The sequence below is a fragment of the Mucilaginibacter sp. genome (assembly GCF_965225845.1).
Classification (GTDB): Bacteria; Bacteroidota; Bacteroidia; order Sphingobacteriales; family Sphingobacteriaceae; genus Mucilaginibacter.
In genome coordinates this window covers 620,570-644,533 of record NZ_CBDDBL010000001.1, presented here as the reverse complement: position 1 = coordinate 644,533, position 23,964 = coordinate 620,570, and the positions used below count along the sequence as shown (strand labels likewise).

Here is a 23,964-nt window from a genome sequence, read left to right as displayed (position 1 = left end):
TAACATTATTTTCAACAATTGGGAATGTTCCCGATTTTCTGTATCTTATTTTCAAATACTAATAATATAAATTTAATTACACAATTTATATGTAATTATTTGATTATTTGATAGTTATAAAAATGTAAATATAACGTTTATTAAAAGGGCTGTACTTTTAATATAGACAAAGGGTTTAGGTAAAAATGTTAATAACTTATTGTTTTGAAAGTTTGTAGGTATATGGCTTACAATTAATTTTACAGCAGTACACACGTACTAAAAATAAACCAGTTTTAAACTAAAACCCAAAATTTAATGAAAAAGACTTACTTAATCAAGTATGTATTCCTTTTGTTATTTCTTTTTTCGGCTACTGCTGTTTTTGCACAATCGGGTGCGATCTCAGGAAAAGTTGTTGATGAAACAAATCAACCATTACCAGGCGCTACAGTTACGGTAAAAGGAACGCAACAAGGTGTAGGAACAGATGTAAACGGTAACTATCGCTTAACAAATGTATCCGGCACTGTAACATTACAAATCAGCTTTGTTGGTTACAAAACAGTTGAAAAAATCGTTTCTGTTTCCGGGAACGTTACCGTTAATGTAAACTTATTGCCAGTTCCTAATGATTTGAACGAGGTTGTAGTAATCGGCTACGGTACTGAAAAGAAAAAGGACCTTACAGGTTCGATAGCTACAGTTACAGCAAAAGATTTTAATACCGGCGACGTAACCACCCCAGAGCAGTTAATCCAGGGTAAAGTTGCAGGTGTTTCTATCATTTCAAATGATGGTTCTCCCGGCTCAGGTAGTCAAATACTTATTCGCGGTGGTGCTTCAGTAAATGGCAGTAATCAACCTTTAATTGTGATTGATGGTGTTCCGCTAAGTAATGACGCTATTTCAGGCGCATCAAATCCGTTGGATCTGATCAACCCTAACGATATTGCCACGTTTTCTATATTAAAAGATGCATCAGCAGCAGCGATTTATGGTAACAGGGCATCAAATGGTGTAATTATTATAACCACTAAAAAAGGGAAAGCTGGTAAACCGGTAATTAACTTTAGCACCCAGCTATCAGTAAGCAAACTAACAAAAGAAGCACCTGTATTATCAGCGAGTCAATTTCGCAGCTATATTAAAGCTTACGGAGATAGTGCGCAAATTGCCCAGTTAGGCACAGCTAACACTGATTGGCAAAAACAAATTTATCAAACAGCAGTAAGTAATGATAACAACCTAAGCGTTTCTGGTACAACCGGAATTTTACCATACCGCGTTTCTGTTGGTTATGACGACCAAAACGGTATATTAAAAACAAACACCCTTAACCGTTATACAGTTGGTTTAAACTTAAGCCCGAGCTTTTTTACTGATCACTTGAAAATTGACCTGAATTTTTTGGGTTCACAACAAAAACAACGGTTCCCTAACCCCGGGGCTATTGGTGCTGCAAACAGCTTTAATCCTACCTATCCAGTTTATTCAGGCAATAAAAACTTTGGTGGTTATTATGAGATCTTAGATCCAACTTCTGCTGATGGGTTGAAGTCACTTGCGCCATTAAACCCGCTTGGCTTGCTGGAAGAAGAACAGAACAGGAGTACTGCTTACAGGGGTATTGGTAGTTTAGCAGTAGATTATAAACTGCATTTCTTTCCGGATCTGCACGTTAATGTAAGCTATGGTTATGACGGATCAAATGGATCAGGTTATACAGATTTCCCGGCTTATGCAGCTTCACAATTTCCTGGTACAAAAGATGCTAATGGTGTACTTCAACAAGGCTCCAACACAAAGTATAAATCTACAGTAGGTAACACCACTTTAGACGGACATTTAAGTTATTCGCATGATTTTAAATCAGCAAAAAGCCATGTGGACGCTGTTGCAGGTTATTCAGATCAGAATTTCTCAACAACTACGTACAATTATGCTACTTATTTTGGTAACGGCGAAGTAAATCCAACTACTATACCAACTTATGCTACAGGCATCGGCCAGTATGATCTTACTTCAATTTACGGAAGGTTAAACTATGCCTATGATGATAAATATTTATTGACCGGTACTGTTCGTAGCGACGTTTCGACCAGGTTTGCCCCAGGTATACGTACCGCTACCTTCCCTTCAGTTGCAGGCGCATGGGTGTTAAGTAACGAAGACTTTTTAAAAGGAAACAAAACCCTTACAAATTTAAAACTAAGAGTAGGCTGGGGTAAAACCGGTAACGAGGACGGAATAGGCGATTATGAATATTTATCTGATTACTCATTAAGTAGTACTACCGCACAATACCAACTTGGAAATACCTTTTATCAATATTTAAGGCCGGGCGCTTTCTATCCGGGCAGAACCTGGGAGCAAACAGCAACCACCAACGCTGGTATTGATTATGGCTTCCTAAATGGCCGTATCTCAGGTAGTGTTGATTTTTATTATCGCACAACTGAGCACTTACTTGCAACTATAAGCGAACCAGCATTAACAAATTTCGCGAATTCTATTATCGCTAATGTGGGTAATATGCAGGACAAGGGTGTGGAATTCAATATCACCGGTGAACTTATCGCTTCCAAGGATATCTCCTGGACAGCAAATATAAACATGACTATTAACCGTAATAAGATTACCAATTTGACCTTGATTAATGGCCAAAGCACTAACGGTTTGCCAACAGGTGGTATTTCAGGCGGTGTAGGTACAACAATTCAAATTAACCAGGTAGGCCTTACCAAATATTCGTTTTTAACTTACCAGCAAGTGTATGGGGCAAACGGAAAACCGCTTGAGGGAGTATATGTTGACAAAAATGGCGATGGACAAATCACCAGCGCCGACCTTGTGGCAAACCACAGCCCTGATCCACAGGAATATTTTGGTTTCAATTCTGATTTCAGGTGTAAAAAAATGGAGCATCGGCTTTTCTGCACGCGCAAACTTGGGGAATTATGTATATAATAACATCGCCTCAAGTACCGGTATTCAAACTAATTTCCTAAATGGTTTGGGGATTATTGAAAATGGTTCAACCAATGTATTAAAATCAGGCTTTACCAGTGCTCAGTATTTGTCTGACTATTATTTGGAAAATGCTTCATTCTTCAGAATGGATAATACACATATTGGTTATAATTTTGGTAAGGTGTTTAAAAATACCGGCGACCTTAAAATTACCGGTAACGTTCAAAACGTATTTGTCATTACAAAATATACCGGTGTAGATCCAGAGTCAACCACAGGCATTGATAATAATCAATATCCAAGGCCAAGGACATATACATTAGGATTAAACCTTACACTTTAAAATTTTAATTGATTTACAATATAAATTGATATGAAAAGAAATTCAATAAAATTGATGTTATTAGCGGGGATTGCAACCCTTAGCATAACATCATGCAAAAAAAACCTGATCCTCACTCCCAACAATCAGCTGTCTTCCGCGCAAGTGTTTAGCACTGCGGAAGGCTATACCGAGGCTATGGCTAAAGTTTACGGCGCTTATGCTACTACAGGAAACGTTGGCCCTTATGGCAATGCTGATATTCAGGGCGTTGATGAGGGTACATCTGACTTTTGGCGTGAATACTGGAACTGCCAGGAATTGACTACTGATGAGGCGGTTATTACTTATACTGACCCTGGTGTGCAAGACCTGCATAATATGGTTTGGGATGCGAATAACCAGATTTCGCAAGGTTTGTATTACCGTTCATTATACCAGATTACGCTGTGTAATAACTTTTTACAACAATCTACACCTGCTATAGTAGCAAGCCATGGAATTAGCGGTGCTGATGCCGCAAATATAGCTAATTACGCTTTAGAAGCCCGTTTTTTACGCGCTTATCAATACTGGGTGCTAATGGATCTATTTGGTAACCCGCCATTTGCTACTGAAACGTTTAAGATAGGATCAGGTATACCCCCTCAAACTACCAGAACAGCGCTGTATGCTTATGTTGTAAGCGAACTAAAGGCGATAGAACCCTTATTGCCTGCTCCTAACAAAAACCTGTATGGCCGTGTAGATCAAGGTGCAGTTTGGGCACTATTGGCACGGGTTTATTTAAATGCCGGCGTATACACAGGCACTGCTGATTATACTGATGCTATTACTTATTGTAATAAACTTATTTCTTCAAATTCTTATGGACTAATATCTAATTATCAGAATTTGATGCTTGCTAATAATAATTTAAATACCATATCAGGCGGCGGGTCCACAAGTGAATTTATATTAACCATAAATTATGATGGCGTAAAATCCAACGGTTATGGCGGTTCACAATACATGACCTTTGCCGAAGTTGGGGGCTCAATGCCGGTTACTAAATTTGGTATCAGCGGCGGATATGCAGGCATGAGAACAACCAGCAATCTAATTAATCTTTTCCCTGCTAATGCTACCACAGATGGGTCACAATTTCCAAGCAATGGAAATCCTGATACACGTGCAGAGTTCTGGTATCCTGGGCAAACTACTGGAATTGCCAGCCTTACCACTTTTACTAATGGTATACCATCTTGTAAATTTAGGGACGTTACATCTAATGGCACGCCAACCTCAAGCGAATCATTCACTGACATGGATCTTCCTTTGTTCCGTTTACCGGAAATATACCTGATCTATGCTGAGGCCACATTGCGCGGTGGTTCGGGCGGTGATTTAACAACAGCATTAGGTTACATTAACTTAATACGCACACGTGCTTATGGAGGCAGTACAGCAGGTAATCTTACATCTACTGCTCAACTTACCTTACAGTTTATTTTGGATGAAAGAGCACGTGAGCTGTATTGGGAAGGTTTCAGAAGAACAGATTTGATCCGTTATGGTGTATTCACAGGTTCAAATTATCTTTGGCCATGGAAAGGTGGCGTAGCTTCAGGAACAGGTGTAGCTTCCTTCCGGAATTTATTTCCGATACCGCAAACTGATATAGCTGCAAACCCAAATCTTAAACAAAACCCGGGATATTAATAGAGTGAGTTTTATAAGTAAATTGCTTATAAACAGGCATGTTTAATTAAAATATGAACAGATGAAAAAGTTAGCAACACGTTTTTTAGCCTTTAGCAGTATAGGGCTGCTCATGATGATGTCGTCATGTAAAAAGAATGACAAAATGGTAACTGATGCCGGCACTACGTCGAGTACATTATCGGCGTCTTCCACTACACTCGTTTTAGACAGGACAAGAGTGAATGACACGACTGCTGCGGTTACCTTTACATTTACTGCACCGCATTATACGTTTAAAAGCGCGGGCACCAATGAAATACAAGTAGATGTGCCGGGCGACAATTGGAAAAATGCCGCTACCTATCAGATAACTGGCAATAACCTTAAGCAGGCTTTTAGTACAGTTGTTTTTGATAACCTTGTGCTTAAATTAAATTTACCCGCAGGGGCAAGCTTCGCCTGTTAATGTGCGTGTCGTAAATTCATTAAGTTCAGAAACAGCAATATATTCAAACGTGGTAGCTATAACAGTAACTCCGTTTAATTTAACGTCGTACATCTACGTAGTAGGTGCATTCCAGGGATGGAATGCCGGTTCACCGGATAGTTTAGTATCTATTACAGGTAATGGTATTTATACAGGTATTATCAACTTTACACAGGGTAATAATCAATTTTTAATATTACCCGCTAAAAATTATAATAATAAGTATGCAACTTCTACCACTGTAGTTCCTACAAGTTCAGTAACTTACAATGCAAGTAATAATCTAAATGCCCCAACCACAGCAGGGCAATATATTGTTACCTTTAATTTGAACGCAGGTACAATTACATTCCAGGCGGCAGATTCTTATAGCGTAATTGGTGATGCCGCACAAGGCTGGAGCACAGATCTTCCGATGAAATTTGTTAATGATGGCAAAAACAATTGGGTACTTACTTTGCCTTTGGTTTCAACAGGCTCGTTTAAGATCAGGCAAGATGACGCCTGGACTAATAGCTGGGGTATTCCAAACTCCGGTACAGCGGGCTATGGCGTTCCTAACACTTTAAATAGTACAACTAACAGTAATATCGCAGTTACAAAAAGTGGCACTTATACTGTATCGTTCAATGCGCCACCAAGCGTTGGAGGAGCCGGTCTTACCACTACAACTTATTCTGTTACACAGTAACAAAATATAGTTTTTCTATTTATTCAACAAACCCGCCGCAAAGGGCGGGTTTGTTGTAATTACCTATTGCCCTTATAACTCCAATTTCAGCACCATGAAAATAAAGTTTGCTTTCGTTGCTTTCCTACTATTCCTGTCGGCAAATGTATTTGCACAAATACCCGCGCTTGAGCGTGTTGAACCCATGTTTTGGTGGGTTGGTATGAAAAACCCCAAACTACAACTTATTGTACACGGTGATAAAATTGCCGACCGGGCGGTTAAACTTTCGTACCCCGGCGTAAAGCTTATGCAGGTACACAAGGTTGAAAACCCTAACTATTTATTTTTAGACCTGGACATCTCGGCTGCTGCAAAGCCCGGCGCATTTAATATTGCGTTTACAAAACCGGGCACCACAGCGCTTCAATATAAATATGAACTTAAACAGCGCGACCACTCCCCGAATCGCGCGCAGGGTGTTACTGATAAGGACCTGATCTATCTCATCATGCCTGACCGTTTTTCAAACGGCGATCCGTCAAACGATTCTGTTGCAGGAATGAAAGAAATGAAGGTTGACCGCAGCCAAATGTATGCCCGCCACGGTGGTGATATACAAGGGATAATGAATCACCTGGATTATCTAAAAGATTTGGGCGTAACGACAATCTGGTTAACACCCGAAATTACTAATGACATGCCGCATGCATCGTACCATGGTTATGCGGTAACAGATCATTATTATGTTGATCCTCGCTTCGGCACCAATGCTTTATACAAAGCCTTTGTAAATAAATGCCATGCGATGGGTTTAAAGGTAATCAAGGACCTGGTGCATAACCATTCAGGCACTAATGACTACTTTATTAAAGATATGCCCATGAAAAACTGGGTGCATCAATGGCCTAAGTACACCAACTCAAACTTTAGGGATGCTGCCGTTATGGATCCGCATGCATCGCCAATGGATAAAAAGATCATGCTGGATGGCTGGTTTGATCACAGTATGGCTGATATGAATGAGAATAACCCATACGTTCAAAATTACCTTACCCAAAACCACATCTGGTGGGTGGAGTATGCCGGCGTGGATGGTTTTCGTTTAGATACCTATCCTTATAATGACGCTGTTTATATGGCTGATTGGGCTCAAAAAGTTAAAGCTGAATTCCCGCATTTATCAATTTACGGCGAAACGCTGGTATGGTCTGTAGCTAACCAGGCGTTCTTTACGCAAGGCAATACGGTTAACCGCGGCTTTGACACGCACTTACCGGGGGTAGTTGATTCACAAGTTAAAGACGCATTAAATGAAGCCCTTAACGGAAAAGAAGGTTGGACCGATGGCGTTAACCGCTTATATTTAGTATTAGCCCAGGATTTTCTATACCAGGATCCTACCCGTAATGTGGTGTTTTTGGATAATCATGATATGAGCCGTTTTTATTCAGTAGTGGGAAAAGATTTTAATAAATACAAAGCAGGTATAGCTTTATTGCTAACAACCCGCGGTATCCCCCAAATGTATTATGGTGATGAGATATTGATGAGCGGCTACGATGCTCCGGATGGATTGGTACGCAGCGATTTCCCGGGTGGGTTTCCGGGCGATAAGGTTAATAAATTTACCAATGAAGGCCGTAAAGACTCAGAAAGAATGGCCTTTAATTATGTACGTGCTTTAGCCAATTATCGCAAGGCTACACCTGCGTTGCAAACGGGTAAGCTAATGCAGTACATCCCGCAAAAAGGGATTTATGTTTTTTTTAGGTATGATGCCGCAAAAACAGTAATGATAATTTATAACGGAGAAGAAAAAGAGCAAAAGATGTCCACCGACAGGTACAACGAACGTATGGCCGGATTTAGCCATGCAACAAATATAATAACCAATGAAACTATGAATTCTATTGGCGAAATAACTATACCAGCCAAGACAACGCTTGTTCTTGAATTGAAAAAGTAAGACTTAAATGACGATCATTAATAATATATATAACAGCCAACGCTTGCAGGAAAGGAATTTGAATAAATGAAGAACTATATTAAAGCAAACGAATGGCAAATAATAGAGGAGGGTTTTGATCCTGATCTTAACGAAATATCTGAAAGCTTATTTAGCATCGGCAACGGGCATATGGGCCAGCGGGCAAATTTTGAAGAAAACTATTCTGGGAAAACATTACAGGGAAGCTATATAGCAGGCGTTTATTATCCCGACAAAACAAGAGTAGGCTGGTGGAAAAATGGCTATCCTGAAAACTTTGCCAAGGTGCTTAATGCCGCCAACTGGATCGGCCTTAATATTCTTATTGATGGTGAACAACTTGACCTTGCCAAATGCACAGTAACTGATTTTAAGCGTGTACTTAATATGCGCGAAGGTTATTTACAGCGAACTTTTATTGCCGAACTAAATAATAACAATCAGGTAAAAATTAACGCTAAAAGATTTTGCAGCATTGTTGATGAAAAAGCCGGCGCAATAAGTTACAGTATTACGCCATTAAACTTCAGCGGAGAAATAAGGATCAGCTCTTATATCGATGGTGACATCGTCAATAAAGATTCAAATTACGATGAAAAATTTTGGGATCATGTAAACAGCAGTGCTGACAGTAATGAGGCATACTTAACACTTCGAACCAAAAAAACATTATTTGAAGTTTGCACGGGCATTTGCACCCAGGTTTATCAAAACAATAAACCCGCTACGGTAATTTATACAGGTACAGCAAAAGAAAAATACACGTCAACTACGTTTACCCTAAGCGCCAAACAAGCTGAAGAAACTACTATTTACAAATATGCCATAAATGTATCATCACAAAATTATCAGCCTTCCAATCTATTAGCTGCTTGTAAAAAAGCTTTAGATGATATTTTAAATAAAGGCTTTGATAAAATGCTTGCTGAACAAGCATCTGCCTGGCAGGAAAAATGGGACGAAAGCGATATTATTATTGAAGGCGACGTTGCTGCACAACAAGGCATCCGTTTTAACATATTCCAGCTTAACCAAACCTATACCGGTAAAGATGACCGCCTGAACATCGGCCCTAAAGGATTTACCGGTGAAAAATACGGCGGTTCAACTTATTGGGACACTGAAGCTTATTGTGTTCCTTTCTATTTAGCAACAGCGCCGCAACAAGTCACCCAAAATTTACTGATCTATCGCTATAAACAATTAGATAAGGCTATAGAGAATGCGGCAAAACTCGGTTTTAATAATGGCGCTGCTTTATATCCGATGGTTACTATGAATGGTGAGGAATGCCACAATGAATGGGAAATAACTTTTGAGGAGATTCACCGCAATGGCGCTATAGCATACGCCATTTATAACTACATTAATTATACAGGTGATACCGCATATTTAAATGATTATGGACTTGAAGTCCTTATCGGCATTGCCCGTTTTTGGAGTCAGCGTGTAAACTGGAGCGAAAGCAAAAGCAAGTTTGTGATGCTTGGCGTAACAGGCCCTAATGAATACGAGAACAATGTGAATAACAATTGGTATACCAATACAATAGCTTGTTGGAGCATGGATTATGCGGCAGAAGCTGTTAAACAGGTAAAAATAAGTAATCAGCAGAAATACGATAGCATTGTAGAAAAGCTAAGTTTTAACGAAATAGAAGAAACATCTTATTGGAACCATGTTACAGGCAATATGTATTTTCCTGAAGATGAAGAAAAAAACATCTTTTTACAGCAGGATGGGTTTTTAGATAAAGAAATTGTGACTGTAAATAAATTAAAAGCCGCAGACCGCCCATTGAATCAAAACTGGAGCTGGGACAGGATATTACGGTCTTGTTATATTAAACAAGCCGACGTTTTACAGGGACTGTATTTTTTTAGTGATAAGTTTGATGAAGAAGCCCTGAAACGCAACTATGAATTTTACGAACCATTAACTGTTCACGAAAGCTCACTTTCTCCATGCGTTCATGCCATACTTGCAGCAAGGCTTGGCCGCGAAGATGATGCTTATAATTTTTACCTGCGCACATCACGGCTTGATTTGGATGATTACAACAATGACACCGAAGACGGCCTGCACATTACCTCAATGGCCGGAACGTGGATGAGTGTTGTTGAAGGTTTTGCCGGCATGCGGGTTAAAGATGGCAAACTCGGGTTTAAACCTTTTCTGCCTGCCCAATGGCAATCGTATTCGTTTAATATAACCTTCAGGGGGGTATTAATTAATATAAAAGTTAACACGGATGGCATCTGCCTTTGCAACTATTCAACACAAAACATCAGAATAAATGTGTTTAATGAAAATTGCGATATTAATGCCAGCTCACAAGCTTTTGTAGCGCATAAAGTTCGGGTATAAGATCTTTTGCTATTTTATAATTAACGAGCCGTTGTTCATTCCGAATAACGGCTTTTCTTATTTACGCTGTTGCCCTTAATTCCCTGCTTTCCAGTTCGTTTAAGTTGTTCTTTAAAATCACACGGGCACGGCACAAATTAGTCCTGGATAATAGTTCCGATATACCCAGGGCATCCGCTATTTCCTGGTGAGAAAAACCCTCTATCGCATACATTCTAAATACTGATCGATAGGAATCCGGCAATTTATTGATCAACTCTTGCAAATCGTCTGCTTCCAGCTTATTTCCGTTATCGGATGTTCCTGCATGCATATTGCTATTCTCACCAAAGTCATCAACCAAAACTATGGTTTTTGCTTTACGGTATCGGGATATGGCGCTATGTACCATAATCCTGCGGATCCAACCCTCCAAACTTCCTTCGCCACGATAATTGTGCAGGTTTTTAAACAGTTTTACAAAGCCTTCCTGTAAAATATCCTGTGCCTCGTCTCTATCTTTAGCATAACGCATGCAAACCGCCATCATTTTTGGCGATAGTATGGTATATAATTGTTCCTGGTATTTACGTTCGTTACGTAAACATCCTTCCCAAATGAACCTTAAATAATTATCGGTGGTTATCATTTTTTATTATTTGGTTAGCACATGCCAAAACAAATGCCCCAATATTTAAAACCTGATAATCAAGCAATTAAAATAAATATATTCATTCAACTGTTCGATAACGGACGACTGTATGTATGCAATCGGACGATATTACTCTACGAGCATATTCATTATACTTACATTTAATAAATGATACAGCAATATATTCACCAGTCATTGGTCAACATAATATCACATCATAAATTTTACACAAATGGTTAAACTTTTTGTTATACTTTTAGTCTAATATTTAATTAAATGTTACACATACTTTAAAAGTTAAATATCAGTTTAAACATTGTTCAATTTTTATTATGAAAAGGTTATATAAATATGTAAGCGGTTTAGCATTAACCGGTTTACTTTCGGTAGCTGTAATAACAACAGCAAGCGCACAACACGGCGGTGGTGGTTTCCATGGCGGCGGTGGTGGAGGCGGAGGCTTTCATGGTGGCGGTGTTAGTTCAGGTAGCAGCTTTCGCGGCTCATCTTATGCGAGCTCGTTTCGCGGTGGAGTTGGGGTTGGTGCGCATGGGGTAGGTTATGCCCGCGGTGGATTTTACAGACCGGGCTTTGGCTACTATGGCTATCCGCACCTTGGTTTTTACCTGGGCGTATTGCCATTTGGGTATTATCCGTTTTATTGGGGTGATGATCTGTACTATTATTATGGTGGTGTATTTTACACTCCTTATGATGGTGGCGGTTACCAGGTTACAGTGCCGCCGGTTGGTGCTGCAATCCCAAGTTTGCCTCAGGGGGCAAAATCAATCATGATCGATGGTCAGCAATTTTATGAATTGAATGGTGTATATTATAAATCATCAGTCAATGATCAGCAAAAAACTGTTTATGTAGTTGCAGGCCGAGATGGTGTTTTAAACACTAATGGCGATAATTCTGCTACTGGCGACGAAGTTGCAGCGCCTCAGGTCGGCGACATTGTTAATGAACTACCAGATGGTTGCCACAAAGTTACCTTAAATGGTAAAAAATACTTTGTATCGCCGAATGATATTTATTATCAGCCATATACAGATGAGAATGGCAATAATGGTTTCCGTATAGCCAGTGTACCTGACCCTGACAACCAGGATAACTAATCCCGGTTAATTGAGATACTTAACCGTACAAACTTTGCTTTTTAAAGCAGGTTTGTACGGTTTTTATTTTAGGCTAATTTAGCTTGTAGCTGTACTAAATATGGTTCAAATATAATTTCTAAATATAGGTAAACGGTTCTTGTATCTTAATATATTTCTTCAGCATTAAAAAAATGTTGCAATAGTAGTTAATCATTCTTATTAATGGTAATAGCAAACAATTTACAGTCTTTGGCAGTTGCATTGTTAATAAGAAATAATTACGTTCCTATCGACAAATGAATATCTACAAAAATAATTTCGCTGCATTTGGTATAGCACTAATAATATTGGGGGTAATTACGCCCGGTTGTAGTCCGCTTAACAGAACACAACGCGGTGCAGCAATAGGAGCCGGAGCGGGTATAACAGTGGGTACAGTAATAGGTAAAGCTGCAGGAAATGTCGCTTTAGGTGCAATAATTGGCGGTGCAGTTGGCGGCACAGCGGGTGCTTATATAGCCCATACCATGAATAATACCCTTGGCGATAATTTTAAAAATACAATCCCCGAAGCTAAAGTGGTTCACAGGGGCGACACAACCTTCATCAAATTTGATGCAGCGATATTATTCGATCAGGGAAGTACAGATATTAAACCGGATGGGCAAACCGATGTAAAAAACCTGGCTGCAGCACTTCAGGCTAATCCTCAAACTAACATATCAATTATAGGCCACACTGATAGTTTGGGTACTGCTGATTACAACATGGACCTTTCAATTAAACGGGCACAAGCCATAAAAGATGCTTTAGTTAATAACGGCATAAAAGATGAGCGCCTGAAAGCAATTGGTAAGGGCGCCGCTGAACCTGTTGGCGATAATAAAACTGAAGAAGGCCGCGCAAAAAACCGCCGGATAGTAATTGTTATCCTTCCAAACGGCGATTTAAAAGGCCGTACAGCTAAAAGTAATTAAAAGTAAATTGTTAATAGTTAAAGCTCCCGATATAAAAAATTGGGGGCTTTTTGTTTTTTAGCTTTTGTTATACGGATTTTAATACATTAACTTTGTTGCATGTTAAAAAAATCAGGCGCTTTGCTATTAACCATGCTGTACATTATTACAGTGGTTGGTTTTGCGCTTAATTTTCAGTACTGCGGCAAAGTAATTACTGATGTTAAAATTAATGCCCCTTTACAGGGATGCATTAAAAGCCCTATGGCAGCAAAAATGAGATGCTGCACTCAAAAGCATTTCGATATTAAAATTAAGGATGCCCATGAAACCGGCCCGTCATCAATTTTAGCCAAAGTTTTTGCTTTTCAGTTGCCTGCATTATTATTCTCTCGTTTTTCGTTTAATGCCCGCACGGCATTTTTACAAAAATCCTTTTACGAAGCCCCTCCCGAACCCGGGCGATATAATGTAGCTGTATTTGTAAGAAACTGCAATTTCCGTATTTGATTAATTGATCGCTTCTCCTCCAATTTCGCGGTAATCATACCGCCTGTTTATTTATTTACGATCAATTTTTTATTCAAATGAAAACTCTAAAATTATTTATAGCCATACTGGCATTATCTGTTGGCGTTGCCAATGCTCAATTTACCAAAGCAGAATTACAAGTTAGCGGTTTAACCTGCTCCATGTGCTCAAAAGCGACTGAAAAATCACTGCGTACACTTGAATTTATCAGCGACATTAAGGTCGACCTAAATAAAAATATATTTGTACTAACCTTTAAAAAGGATGTACCCGTAAGCCTGGACCAAATCAGCAAAAAGGTACAGAACTCTGGTTTTTTTGTAAATAACCTGAAGCTTACCTTCAACTTTAATAATGTAAAGCTGGATGATAATTATTTCACCTACGCTGGCGATACTTATAAGCTGATGAATGCCAATCACCCACTAACAGGCGATGTAGCTGTTACGGTAGTTGACAAGGGCTTCTCGCCGCCAAGCGTTTACAAAAAATACCCTGTAGCAGATACAGGTAAACCCGGCAAAGTATATCACCTGGCTATATAAGCTCTAATCATTTCTTATTATGAAAAAGCTATATTGGGTTTTAAGCCTGATGCTTTGGTGGTGCCCGTCATTTGCTCAGGAACTGTATGTGAATACAGAGCCTGCCAGCAACATGGCTACCCATTCCCTTGGTATACGTGTAGAAAACCAGGGTTATTTTAACCCGGCCTACAGAGACCGAAGCACGCTTGAAATAATGTACGGCGCCAGCAAAAACTGGATGATCCATGGCGCGCTGTATGAGTCGAACTATTACCAGGATGACCAGCATTTTGAAGGCGGTAGTGTTTACGCCAAATACCGGTTCCTGTCGATAGATTCTGTACAGAAGCATTTTCGCGGCGCATTTTTTATAAAAGCAGCAAGCATTAACAACCCCCTGCCCACCCAGGAAATCTCTTTAGAAGGCGATAACAGCGGAGCGCAAGGCGGTGTAGTATTTACGCAATTGCTGCACAAATTAGCATTATCGGCATCAGGCAGCTATATACAAGCTTTTGATAACCGTGGCTATAATTTTCCGCAGCAAAATTCAAGGGACGCGGTGGCTTATACATTTTCGGCGGGTTATTTATTGCTACCCAAATCATACGACAACTACAACCAGGTTAACTTAAATTTATATGTTGAGCTTTTAGGCAAGGATAATACCGGTTATGGGCAAAGCTACCTGGATGTTGCTCCCGCTTTGCAGTTAATATTTAACAGCGTTTGCCGATTGGATTTTTCCTACCGGACACCGATATATAACAATATGACTCGTACCAGTAAAGACACTTATCTGGTACGGTTAGAGTACAACATATTTAATGTTTTTTAAATCGAGAAGCTATGAAAACATATTTTTTATTGGTGCTGATGCTTGTTGTGTTTTCATCATTCGGGCAGCAGCATATGAAAATGGATTCCACAAAAAAGAAAACATCCTCAACAATGGATATGGGTAGCATGGACATGGGCGACATGAAAATGAATGATCCAAAATCCATGAGCATGACCAGCCAGTATTCGCGTGATATCCCTATGAACCGTGATGGTTCGGGAACATCGTGGGTGCCGGATGAAACACCCATCTTTGCTTATATGGTTCCGGCTAATGGCTGGATGACCATGATACACGGCAGCTTTTTTGCCCGTTATGAAAATCAGGATTTGTTTAAAGACGGAAATCGGGGAGGTAAAACATTTGATGTGCCAGATTGGATGATGGCCATGACGCAGCATAAAGTAGGCAGTGGCGGGCTATTTTCAGTAAACACCATGTTTTCTTTTGATCCTTTTTTGGTTGGGCCTGGCGGATATCCTCTGCTCTACCAAACCGGTGAATCTTATAAAGGCAAACCACTGGTTGACATACAACATCCGCACGACCTGTTTTCAGAGTTAAGCGCAAACTACACTCAAAAGATCGCCGGTAATGCCGACCTGTCATTTACATTTGGTAATCCCGGCGAACCAGCTTTAGGGCCGCCGGTTTTTATGCACCGCTTATCAGCTATGGATGATCCCGATGCGCCATTGGGCCATCATTACCAGGACGCCACTCATATTACTTTCGGCGTTGCAACTTTGGGGTTAAGGATAAACAATGTAAAACTGGAAGGTTCGATCTTTACTGGTCGCGAGCCGGATGAATACCGTTATAATTTTGATGCAATGCGGTTTGATTCCTATTCTCTACGCTTATCTTACAATCTTTCAAAAGAATGGGCGCTACAGGTTTCCAACGGTTGGATTAAAAGCCCTGAAGCGCTTGAACCACTGGAGAACGTGATCCGTTCAACAGCATCAGCTATCTACACTAAAATGCTAAATGAAGATAGCTTTATTGCTACCACATTGGTTTACGGGCAAAACCATTACTCGGATAATCAAAAAACTTTACCGTCTGTTTTGTTAGAAAGTAGCTGTCATATGCATAAAACCGCTATTTACGGGCGCTATGAATATGTATCAAAAGATGCAGGTGAGCTTGATCTGACTAACGAGTTTCCAGCCGATCCTGATTTTAACATCAACGCGTTTACATTAGGTGTTAATCACACCTTTGTTACAGTAAAACATACAAATATCACAGCCGGTGTGCAGGCAACAGCCAACATATCGCCTGCAGCTTTACAACCGCTTTACGGCAGCGCGCCGATAGGCTTTGAGGTTTATATCCGCATAAGTCCGGCAATGTTGATGATGAAAAAAAGCGACAAAATGGATGGGATGGATATGTAGACGCCTTATCTTGACCCTTGATTAAAACGGATTTATAGGATTAACGGGGTAATTTTGTCAAGAGAATCGTTTAATCATGGTTCAGATATTAAAACTTCTTTACCGTCTCCGTTAGATGAGCCAAATGGTGCCTGCCATGCCAGGCATACATGCCGGTTGCTCTTTTAAGAGACATAGTAATGCCTGATTCCGGATTAGTGAAAGTTTTATTCCACTCGTTTTCAGTAAAGCTTTCCAGCAGGTTTACCCAGTGAATATGGATGCCTTCTAATATTCTTAATGATGACTCTACAGGCAACCGGTAATCCGGTTGCAACGCCCAGTAAGCTTCTTCATAGGGTTTTATGGTCGGGTTATCTTCAGTTAAAGCTAGCTTAAAACGAACAATAGAATTCATGTGGCTGTCAGCAACATGGTGTACAACCTGGCGCAAAGTCCAGCCGCCGGTGCGGTATGGCGTATCCAGTTGCTGATCATTTAAGCTGATGATCGCCTGGCGCATTTGCCCCGGCAGCATTTTTATCTCATTAGTCCAATGCCTCAAGTCTTCATCGGTGTACGAGGCCGGAGGCGTAAATTTGCCTACCGGGTATTTCATTTGTTCGTCTGTCATCGGTTTAAAAAAACAAAGTAAATATAATTTAGATAGTTACCAAATTCAAACCGTAACCGTTTTGTTTCATGATCGCCGTAAACTATAAAAATCCCTGAAAATCTTATATTGCACTTTTAATCCACCTCATTATTCATCCCAAATGAAAAAACTCTTTACGTTATTCCTAATAGCCGCCGGCACACATGCTTTTGCTCAAAAGCTGGACACCCTCACCATTGAAAAGATCATGCGCGACCCCAAATGGATCGGCGTAGCGCCATCGGATATCAAATGGAGCGATGACGGCAAAAAGATCTACTTTAAATGGAACCCGGATAATAAATTCAGGGATGAATTATTTTCCGTCACCCCAAATAACCTTACCCCGCAAAAAGTAAGTGATAAAGATCATGGCGAAATAACACCAGACTATGGGAGCAAATGGAACGAGGCACATACCTTAAAAGTGTATTCGCGGGGCGGCGATATTTTCCTGGAAAATATCAAGTCGGGTAAAACATTGCAGCTTACCAACACTACCGATAATGAAAACTCGCCCACATTTAATGAAGATGGAAGTAAGGTTTTATTTATTAAAGGAGATAACCTGTATGCTATAAAACTGAATGATGGCGAATTAACCCAGCTAACCAATTTTGTGGCATCTGCAAAAAAGGATAAAACCGAAAATGAAACCGAGCAGGCCAAATGGTTAAAGGCTCAACAATTGGAACTATTCGATATTATTAAGTTGGAGAACAAGGATAAAAAGGCGGATGCCGAGGAAAAGAAGAAATTTCAACCGAAAAAAATAAAAGAACTGGTGACCGATGGCAGGGATGTTGACAATGTGGTGTTAAGCCCGAATGGTAGGTATATTACTTACCGCCTCACTAAATCGCCTGAGGACAAAAATACCATTGTACCCAATTATGTAACAGCAAGCGGTTATACCGAAGACATTACCAACCGTACTAAGGTTGGCGGCCCACAGCCAATTTGTGAATCGTTTGTTTATGACCTGCAACGTGATAGCGTTTATGCCATTAATACCAAAAATATTCCCGGCATAAAAGACCTGCCGGATTATGTAAAGGATTACCCGGCTGAATTAACAGAACGCACCAAACTAAATGAAGACCGTAAAGTGGTTGTTGATGGGCCGATTTGGAGCGGGGATAGCAAACACGCGCTTGTGGTGGTAAATGCCATCGATAATAAAGACCGTTGGATCATGTCGCTTAACGCGGAGGACGGCGCTTTAACATTATTAGACAGGCAGCACGATAATGCCTGGGTTGGCGGCGCACCCGGTATTGGCGGCGAGTGGTACGATACCGGGAATATCGACTGGCTGGATAATGAGCATTTTTATTACCAGAGCGAGGCAAGCGGCTACAGTCACATTTATGTTTACAACATCAACAATGGCGATAAAAAACAAATAACCAGTGGTAAATGGGAAGTACAAAACCTGCAGTTATCGCACGATAAAAAAACGTTCTATTTTAATGCGAATATTAACCATCCCGGTGACTACCAATATTACAGTTTACCAATAAGCGGTGGCGAGCCTGTTAAACTGACCTCTGTAAAAGGCGATAACGATGTAACGCTTTCACCCGATGAAAAATGGCTGGCTATTCGCTACTCCTATAACAACAAACCCTGGGAATTGTATTTGCAGCCCAATAAGCCCGGTGCAAAAGCCATACAGGTAACACGCTCAACAAGTGCGGAGTTTAATTCTTACCCTTGGCGTGATGCCCCGATCATTACCTTTAAAAACCGATACGGGAGTGATGTTTATGCCAGATTATATCTGCCTAAAAACCCTGATCCGGCTAAACCGGCGGTGATATTTGTGCATGGAGCGGGTTACCTGCAAAACGTAACCTACGCCTGGAGCTATTATTTCCGCGAAATGATGTTTAATAATATGTTAACGGATAATGGATATGCGGTTTTAGATATTGATTACTCAGGCAGTGCTGGCTATGGCCGGGATTGGCGCACGGCAATTTATCGCCATATGGGCGGCAAGGACCTGAGCGACCAGGTTGATGGTGTTAAATACTTAGTTGATAATTATGGCGTGAATCCTAAACACGTGGGCATTTACGGTGGCTCATACGGCGGGTTCATGACTTTAATGGCGATGTTCACCGCACCAGATGTGTTCAGATCAGGCGCTGCTATACGTTCAGTAACAGATTGGGCGCATTATAACCATGAATATACGGCTGACATTTTAAACGAGCCTTATAACGATGAGAAAGCTTATCGTTTAAGCTCCCCAATTTATTTCGCCGATGGATTGAAAGGCAATTTATTGATGTTGCATGGCATGATCGATCAGAACGTAAACTTTCAGGATATTGTAAGGCTTACCCAAAAGCTGATCGAATTACATAAAGATAATTGGTGGTTGGCACCTTACCCGGTAGAAGACCATGCCTTCGAGCAACCCAGCAGCTGGACAGATGAGTATAAGCGGATCTATAAATTGTTCCAGGAGACGTTAAAGGCAGCAAATTAGAGCGCCATACTTAGTATAAAACAAAAAGGCCACTCTAAAAATATTAGGATGGCCTTTCTTGGTAATTATATAATTTATGCCAATGATGTTATCGCCCATAAAGAAACCCCTGATATCATCACCCAAAGCATTACTGCCTGTACTAAGGGCACAACACCTACTGATTTTAACACTTTAAATGATAATCCTGAACCGATCAGGAATAAGGTGACAGTTAAACCAATCTTAGCCAGCATAGTAATGTAAGGTACTGCCGGTTTTATAAACGGCACATAGGTATTAACTAACATTGCCAATATAAACAAGCCAATAAAGTAAGGGATCTTTACATTTTTACTGCCTGTTTTAAAGGCGAAAGCTGTCATAAAAGCTATCGGTACTATCCAAAGCGCACGCGCCAGTTTTACTGTTGTTGCTACCTGCAAGGCTTGCGCACCATAATGTGAGGCCGCGCCAACAACCGAGCTGGTATCGTGTATGGCAATTGCACACCATAAACCAAATTGATTTTGTGATAAGTGCAGGTGGTGCCCAATTACCGGGAAGATAAATAGCGCAATAGAATTCAAAATAAAAACCGCTCCCAAAGCCACTGAGATCTGTTTTTCCTCTGCCTTAATAACCGGTGATAATGCAGCAATGGCGCTGCCACCGCAAATGGCTGTTCCGGCAGAGATCAGGAATGATGTTTTCTTATCTACCTTCATATATTTACCGGCTAAGGCACCAACGGTAAAAACCAGTGTGATAGACGCGATGGTAAATAATATGCCTTCGCGGCCTGCTTGTATCGCACTGAATACGTTCATGCCAAAACCTAAACCTACTACTGATATTTTCAATAGCCAATTAGTGGCTTTATGGCTTAATGCCGGGAATGGATGCTCGATAACCTGTGCTAATATTAATCCAAGTAAAAGAGCTATTGGCGGAGTAACGCCAGGACACAAACAGGCTAATAAAGCCAGTATGAAAATACCTTTGCGGGTGTTTAAACTAAAAAAACTATAGTTATGATTAATATTGATTGCTACTTGATCCATTTTCTTTTGTATTTGATGATACAAAAGTCAGGATGATTGGTACGGGTATCAAATCGCAAAAACTAATACCACATAACTTTAAGTTATGGACTTTTGCGCAAAATGGAAGAAAAGGTCAGCAAGACCGGTTATTCTACCTTGCAGCGTGATAATGTAAAAGGTACGTTCAATATCCAAGCCATCCACATCAATAACTTTAAGTTTGCCGTTTTTCAGCTCATCAGTTATCGCATGTATAGATATAAACGCCATACAGGGCGCATTTAATAAATAAGATTTTATACTCTCGGTGCTACCCAATCTGATCTCGACTTGCAATTCTGCGGGGTTTAAGCCTACTTTCTTAAGCGCGTGGTCAATAACATCCAAAGTTCCTGAGCCATGCTCCCGTTGTACAAAACGGATGGTAGTTTTTAATTCCTCAATACTAAGCTCATTCCGACCAGCCAGCGGGTGTTTACTACTGCAAACCAATACCAGTTCGTCCTTTAAATAAGGGTGGTAGCTAATCTCCGTATTTTTGGAATAGCCCTCTATAATTCCTATCTCAATATCTTTATCTATTAAAGCTTTTTCAATATGTGTTGTATTGGCGGTAATCAGACTTAGCTGCACATCCGCATATTTATTCCTGAACTTCGCCAGCAGTGGCGCCACAATATATTGTGATACCGTTGTGCTTGCACCCAACCTCAACATCCCTTCCTTACGTTTATCCAACGCGTTTATTTCAAAAGCGACATGATCGTATCGCTCAAAAACATCTTCAGCAAAATTAAACAGCAGTTTCCCGGCTTTAGTTAGGTTGATGCGGTTGCCTTTTCGCTCGAATAATTTGGCTTTATATTCATCTTCCAACTCATGAATATGCTTGGTAACAGCAGGCTGACTAATAAACAACTCATCGGCAGCTTTGGTAAAGCTTAGTCGTTTAGCAACCGTATAAAAAACTTTTAGTCTGAAATCTGCCATCGGATAGCGCAATTTAGCTTAAAAAACCTCAATTTGATCTTTAATTGCCGATGTTACGAAATTATGAAAAGACGCATACTTTTTTTCGTATTGTTCCTGGTTGGATGCCAATCTAAAACCAGACAAAACACTATTCATATCAGCTTGGTTGATAATGGTAAAATTCTAAAAATAGCCGGACTGGATTATGCCATCATGCAAGAGATCAATCGTGATACCACAACCAACATTTGGCAAAATTTAATACAGATTTATCGCATGCCAACAGATAGTGATCTAAAAGATTTTCAGCCCATACAACCGGGCAAATATGTTATAAAGAACAGCAGCTTGATTTTCAGTCCGGATACTCCTTTCGCACTGCATCAAACCTATTTTGTTCGTTATTACCAATACGATAAAGGCAGTACTGCCTGGGATTACATCAAAAACAACCAAAAACCAGGCAAAAAGCAGTATATAGACTTAATATTTAAGCCATAAACACTTTGAGAATCAAATAAAATACAATATATTTGCAAATAAATTAAATGGAGGGGGCGCTTAGCCCCCTCTTTTAGTATCAATTAAAATTATCAACGGATAGTGAATATTGAAAATAGAGTAACAGAACTGGTAGAAGAAAAGATTGCCGAGATTGAACGCCCGGACCTGTTTTTGGTTGATGTAAAAATGCACGCCAACGGAAAACTGATCATTTTGGTAGATGGCGATAACGGTGTAGGCATTGCAGATTGCGCAGCGATAAGCCGTTATGTTGGTTTTAAGCTGGAAGAAGAAAATACCATAGAGGAAGCTTATAATTTAGAAGTTTCGTCACCGGGTTTGGATTCGCCGCTTAAATCCATCAGGCAGTACACCAAAAATATTGGCCGCGACCTGGCTATAAAAATGGATGATGGCGTTAAGCGCGAGGGTAAATTAACCGCACTTGCAGAAGATGCCATAGTGATTGAAGAACAAATTAAACAAAAGGGGAAAAAGGCAGAAGTTGTTGAAAGCGTGATCCCTATAGATAAAATAACAGAAACGAAGGTTTTAATATCATTCAAGTAAAATGAGCAATATTAATTTAATTGATTCTTTTCAGGAATTTAAAGATTTCAAAAACATTGATCGTCCAACCATGATGAGCGTTCTTGAGGACGTTTTCAGAAGCATGATCCGTAAAAAATATGGCAATGATGAAAATTGCGACGTTATCGTAAACACAGATAATGGTGACTTGGAGATTTGGCGTACACGTACGGTAATGGAAGATGGATTTAGTGAAGATGACGACCTGGAAATAGAATTGGCAGAGGCACACCTGGTAGATCCGGATCTGGAAGTTGGTGATGAATTTATTGAGCAGATCACGTTGGAAAGTTTTGGTCGCCGCGCTATTTTAGCTGCACGTCAAACATTAGTTTCTAAAATTCTGGAATTAGAGAAGGACGAGATCTTTAAAAAATATAAAGACCGCGTCGGCGAAATTGTAACAGGCGAAGTTTACCAGGTTTGGAAAAAAGAAACTTTGGTGCTTGATGACGAAGGCAACGAGTTGTTATTGCCTAAAACCGAACAGATACCTGCCGATTACTTCAAAAAAGGTGATAGCGTTAAAGCAGTGGTATCAAAGGTTGATATGATGAACAGCAATCCTAAGATCATCATCTCCCGTACCGCTCCTGAGTTTTTACAACGTTTATTTGAGCAGGAAGTTCCTGAAATTTTCGATGGTTTGATCACCATTAAAAAAATCGTGCGCGAACCTGGTGAACGTGCTAAAGTAGCTGTTGAATCATATGATGACCGTATTGATCCGGTTGGCGCTTGCGTGGGTATGAAAGGATCACGTATACATGGTATCGTTCGTGAGTTGAAGAACGAAAACATTGACGTTATAAACTATACTAACAATTTACAGTTATATATACAGCGTGCTTTATCACCGGCGAAAATCACTTCTATTAAATTAGACGATGATAAAAAAACTGCCGCTGTGTATTTAAAACCGGACCAGGTGTCATTAGCTATTGGCCGTGGAGGACACAATATTAAACTGGCAGGTAAATTGACAGGTTATGAAATAGATGTTTACCGCGAGGCGGACGAGCAGGATGAAGACGTGGATATTGAAGAATTTTCAGATGAAATTGACAGCTGGATTTTGGACGAATTTAAACGCATTGGTTTAGATACGGCAAAATCAGTACTGGCATTAACAGTGGGCGAATTGGTAAAACGTACCGATTTAGAAGAAGAAACTGTTAAGGAAGTATTATCAATACTGCAAGCTGAGTTTGAATAAAGGCAATAACCCAAATTAAAATAGTATTTTTGCAAATAAATAAGGGAAGAAAAATTAAT

General features: G+C 40.1%; 21 protein-coding genes. 17 read left to right on the top strand and 4 right to left on the bottom strand.

All coding sequences use genetic code 11. The features are described from left to right. Window positions 1-297: 297 nt before the first annotated feature. The 7 genes from ACYZ0U_RS03015 (at window position 298) to ACYZ0U_RS02985 (ending at window position 10,471) form a co-directional block, all read left to right on the top strand. Entirely contained in the window at window positions 298-2,949 is a 2,652-nt protein-coding gene (locus ACYZ0U_RS03015) for a SusC/RagA family TonB-linked outer membrane protein (RefSeq protein ID WP_461449665.1), read from the top strand. Further along, window positions 2,930-3,295 (top strand): hypothetical protein, encoded by a 366-nt coding sequence (locus ACYZ0U_RS03010; RefSeq protein WP_461449663.1) that lies wholly within the window; start codon window positions 2,930-2,932, stop codon window positions 3,293-3,295. The genes ACYZ0U_RS03015 and ACYZ0U_RS03010 overlap by 20 nt, the downstream gene beginning before the upstream one ends. Before the next feature lie 30 nt (window positions 3,296-3,325). Next, entirely contained in the window at window positions 3,326-4,975 is a 1,650-nt protein-coding gene (locus ACYZ0U_RS03005) for a RagB/SusD family nutrient uptake outer membrane protein (protein WP_461449661.1), read from the top strand. A 61-nt stretch (window positions 4,976-5,036) separates the two neighbouring features. Then, a complete protein-coding gene (locus ACYZ0U_RS03000; RefSeq protein ID WP_461449659.1) occupies window positions 5,037-5,423 on the top strand; it encodes a SusE domain-containing protein in 387 nt (128 codons plus the stop codon). Window position 5,424: 1 nt separating this feature from the next. Further along, window positions 5,425-6,135: a cadherin repeat domain-containing protein gene (locus ACYZ0U_RS02995; protein WP_461449657.1), complete on the top strand. Its 711-nt coding sequence runs from the start codon at window positions 5,425-5,427 to the stop codon at window positions 6,133-6,135. 94 nt (window positions 6,136-6,229) lie between these two features. Next, a complete protein-coding gene (locus ACYZ0U_RS02990; protein WP_461449655.1) occupies window positions 6,230-8,083 on the top strand; it encodes a glycoside hydrolase family 13 protein in 1,854 nt (617 codons plus the stop codon). 66 nt (window positions 8,084-8,149) lie between these two features. Further along, a complete protein-coding gene (locus ACYZ0U_RS02985; protein ID WP_461449653.1) occupies window positions 8,150-10,471 on the top strand; it encodes a glycoside hydrolase family 65 protein in 2,322 nt (773 codons plus the stop codon). 61 nt (window positions 10,472-10,532) lie between these two features. Here ACYZ0U_RS02985 and ACYZ0U_RS02980 read toward each other — a convergent pair whose 3' ends face one another. Beyond that, the gene (locus ACYZ0U_RS02980; protein WP_461449651.1) at window positions 10,533-11,099 is read right to left on the bottom strand and encodes an RNA polymerase sigma factor; all 567 of its coding nucleotides are present in this window, start codon (window positions 11,097-11,099) and stop codon (window positions 10,533-10,535) included. A 335-nt stretch (window positions 11,100-11,434) separates the two neighbouring features. On the opposite strand from ACYZ0U_RS02980, the gene ACYZ0U_RS02975 reads away from it, so the two are divergent. From ACYZ0U_RS02975 to ACYZ0U_RS02950, 6 genes are all read left to right on the top strand, one after another. After that, on the top strand, window positions 11,435-12,223 hold the full coding sequence (locus ACYZ0U_RS02975; protein WP_461449649.1) for a DUF6515 family protein: 789 nt from the start codon (window positions 11,435-11,437) through the stop codon (window positions 12,221-12,223). 278 nt (window positions 12,224-12,501) lie between these two features. After that, complete coding sequence (locus tag ACYZ0U_RS02970; protein ID WP_461449647.1) at window positions 12,502-13,182, top strand: OmpA family protein; 681 nt, start codon at window positions 12,502-12,504, stop codon at window positions 13,180-13,182. Window positions 13,183-13,281: 99 nt separating this feature from the next. After that, window positions 13,282-13,671, top strand: coding sequence for an HYC_CC_PP family protein (locus tag ACYZ0U_RS02965; RefSeq protein WP_461449645.1), 390 nt, complete (start codon window positions 13,282-13,284; stop codon window positions 13,669-13,671). 77 nt (window positions 13,672-13,748) lie between these two features. Next, the gene (locus tag ACYZ0U_RS02960; protein ID WP_461449643.1) at window positions 13,749-14,237 is read left to right on the top strand and encodes a heavy-metal-associated domain-containing protein; all 489 of its coding nucleotides are present in this window, start codon (window positions 13,749-13,751) and stop codon (window positions 14,235-14,237) included. A gap of 19 nt (window positions 14,238-14,256) precedes the next feature. After that, a complete protein-coding gene (locus ACYZ0U_RS02955) occupies window positions 14,257-15,057 on the top strand; it encodes a hypothetical protein (RefSeq protein ID WP_461449641.1) in 801 nt (266 codons plus the stop codon). Between the two features lie 11 nt (window positions 15,058-15,068). Further along, entirely contained in the window at window positions 15,069-16,463 is a 1,395-nt protein-coding gene (locus tag ACYZ0U_RS02950; protein ID WP_461449639.1) for a hypothetical protein, read from the top strand. An 88-nt stretch (window positions 16,464-16,551) separates the two neighbouring features. Here ACYZ0U_RS02950 and ACYZ0U_RS02945 read toward each other — a convergent pair whose 3' ends face one another. Continuing rightward, window positions 16,552-17,076, bottom strand: a complete 525-nt coding sequence (locus ACYZ0U_RS02945; protein ID WP_461449637.1) for a YfiT family bacillithiol transferase — start codon at window positions 17,074-17,076, stop codon at window positions 16,552-16,554. A gap of 142 nt (window positions 17,077-17,218) precedes the next feature. Between ACYZ0U_RS02945 and ACYZ0U_RS02940 the strand changes: the two genes are divergently transcribed. After that, window positions 17,219-19,597, top strand: a complete 2,379-nt coding sequence (locus tag ACYZ0U_RS02940) for a prolyl oligopeptidase family serine peptidase (RefSeq protein WP_461449635.1) — start codon at window positions 17,219-17,221, stop codon at window positions 19,595-19,597. A 74-nt stretch (window positions 19,598-19,671) separates the two neighbouring features. On the opposite strand, the gene ACYZ0U_RS02935 is transcribed toward ACYZ0U_RS02940, so the two are convergent. Both ACYZ0U_RS02935 and ACYZ0U_RS02930 read right to left on the bottom strand, forming a co-directional pair. Then, window positions 19,672-20,640 (bottom strand): YeiH family protein, encoded by a 969-nt coding sequence (locus ACYZ0U_RS02935; protein WP_461449633.1) that lies wholly within the window; start codon window positions 20,638-20,640, stop codon window positions 19,672-19,674. A gap of 78 nt (window positions 20,641-20,718) precedes the next feature. After that, complete coding sequence (locus tag ACYZ0U_RS02930) at window positions 20,719-21,612, bottom strand: LysR family transcriptional regulator (protein WP_461449631.1); 894 nt, start codon at window positions 21,610-21,612, stop codon at window positions 20,719-20,721. 63 nt (window positions 21,613-21,675) lie between these two features. Between ACYZ0U_RS02930 and ACYZ0U_RS02925 the strand changes: the two genes are divergently transcribed. The 3 genes from ACYZ0U_RS02925 to nusA all read left to right on the top strand — a co-directional run bounded on the left by ACYZ0U_RS02925 (window position 21,676) and on the right by nusA (window position 23,905). After that, on the top strand, window positions 21,676-22,095 hold the full coding sequence (locus ACYZ0U_RS02925) for a hypothetical protein (RefSeq protein WP_461449629.1): 420 nt from the start codon (window positions 21,676-21,678) through the stop codon (window positions 22,093-22,095). A 102-nt stretch (window positions 22,096-22,197) separates the two neighbouring features. Beyond that, window positions 22,198-22,668: a ribosome assembly cofactor RimP gene (gene rimP / locus ACYZ0U_RS02920; RefSeq protein ID WP_461449627.1), complete on the top strand. Its 471-nt coding sequence runs from the start codon at window positions 22,198-22,200 to the stop codon at window positions 22,666-22,668. Between the two features lies 1 nt (window position 22,669). Beyond that, window positions 22,670-23,905, top strand: a complete 1,236-nt coding sequence (nusA, locus tag ACYZ0U_RS02915) for a transcription termination factor NusA (RefSeq protein WP_461449625.1) — start codon at window positions 22,670-22,672, stop codon at window positions 23,903-23,905. Window positions 23,906-23,964 lie beyond the last annotated feature (59 nt).

What these genes read in the sequence shown, in the direction of transcription:
- ACYZ0U_RS03015 (WP_461449665.1), top strand. Translation starts at nt 298, where the DNA reads ATGAAAAAGACTTACTTAATCAAGTATGTATTCCTTTTGTTATTTCTT.
- ACYZ0U_RS03005 (WP_461449661.1), top strand. Translation starts at nt 3,326, where the DNA reads ATGAAAAGAAATTCAATAAAATTGATGTTATTAGCGGGGATTGCAACC.
- ACYZ0U_RS03000 (WP_461449659.1), top strand. Translation starts at nt 5,037, where the DNA reads ATGAAAAAGTTAGCAACACGTTTTTTAGCCTTTAGCAGTATAGGGCTG.
- ACYZ0U_RS02990 (WP_461449655.1), top strand. Translation starts at nt 6,230, where the DNA reads ATGAAAATAAAGTTTGCTTTCGTTGCTTTCCTACTATTCCTGTCGGCA.
- ACYZ0U_RS02985 (WP_461449653.1), top strand. Translation starts at nt 8,150, where the DNA reads ATGAAGAACTATATTAAAGCAAACGAATGGCAAATAATAGAGGAGGGT.
- ACYZ0U_RS02980 (WP_461449651.1), bottom strand. Translation starts at nt 11,099, where the DNA reads ATGATAACCACCGATAATTATTTAAGGTTCATTTGGGAAGGATGTTTA.
- ACYZ0U_RS02975 (WP_461449649.1), top strand. Translation starts at nt 11,435, where the DNA reads ATGAAAAGGTTATATAAATATGTAAGCGGTTTAGCATTAACCGGTTTA.
- ACYZ0U_RS02970 (WP_461449647.1), top strand. Translation starts at nt 12,502, where the DNA reads ATGAATATCTACAAAAATAATTTCGCTGCATTTGGTATAGCACTAATA.
- ACYZ0U_RS02965 (WP_461449645.1), top strand. Translation starts at nt 13,282, where the DNA reads ATGTTAAAAAAATCAGGCGCTTTGCTATTAACCATGCTGTACATTATT.
- ACYZ0U_RS02960 (WP_461449643.1), top strand. Translation starts at nt 13,749, where the DNA reads ATGAAAACTCTAAAATTATTTATAGCCATACTGGCATTATCTGTTGGC.
- ACYZ0U_RS02955 (WP_461449641.1), top strand. Translation starts at nt 14,257, where the DNA reads ATGAAAAAGCTATATTGGGTTTTAAGCCTGATGCTTTGGTGGTGCCCG.
- ACYZ0U_RS02950 (WP_461449639.1), top strand. Translation starts at nt 15,069, where the DNA reads ATGAAAACATATTTTTTATTGGTGCTGATGCTTGTTGTGTTTTCATCA.
- ACYZ0U_RS02945 (WP_461449637.1), bottom strand. Translation starts at nt 17,076, where the DNA reads ATGACAGACGAACAAATGAAATACCCGGTAGGCAAATTTACGCCTCCG.
- ACYZ0U_RS02940 (WP_461449635.1), top strand. Translation starts at nt 17,219, where the DNA reads ATGAAAAAACTCTTTACGTTATTCCTAATAGCCGCCGGCACACATGCT.
- ACYZ0U_RS02935 (WP_461449633.1), bottom strand. Translation starts at nt 20,640, where the DNA reads ATGGATCAAGTAGCAATCAATATTAATCATAACTATAGTTTTTTTAGT.
- ACYZ0U_RS02930 (WP_461449631.1), bottom strand. Translation starts at nt 21,612, where the DNA reads ATGGCAGATTTCAGACTAAAAGTTTTTTATACGGTTGCTAAACGACTA.
- ACYZ0U_RS02925 (WP_461449629.1), top strand. Translation starts at nt 21,676, where the DNA reads ATGAAAAGACGCATACTTTTTTTCGTATTGTTCCTGGTTGGATGCCAA.
- nusA (WP_461449625.1), top strand. Translation starts at nt 22,670, where the DNA reads ATGAGCAATATTAATTTAATTGATTCTTTTCAGGAATTTAAAGATTTC.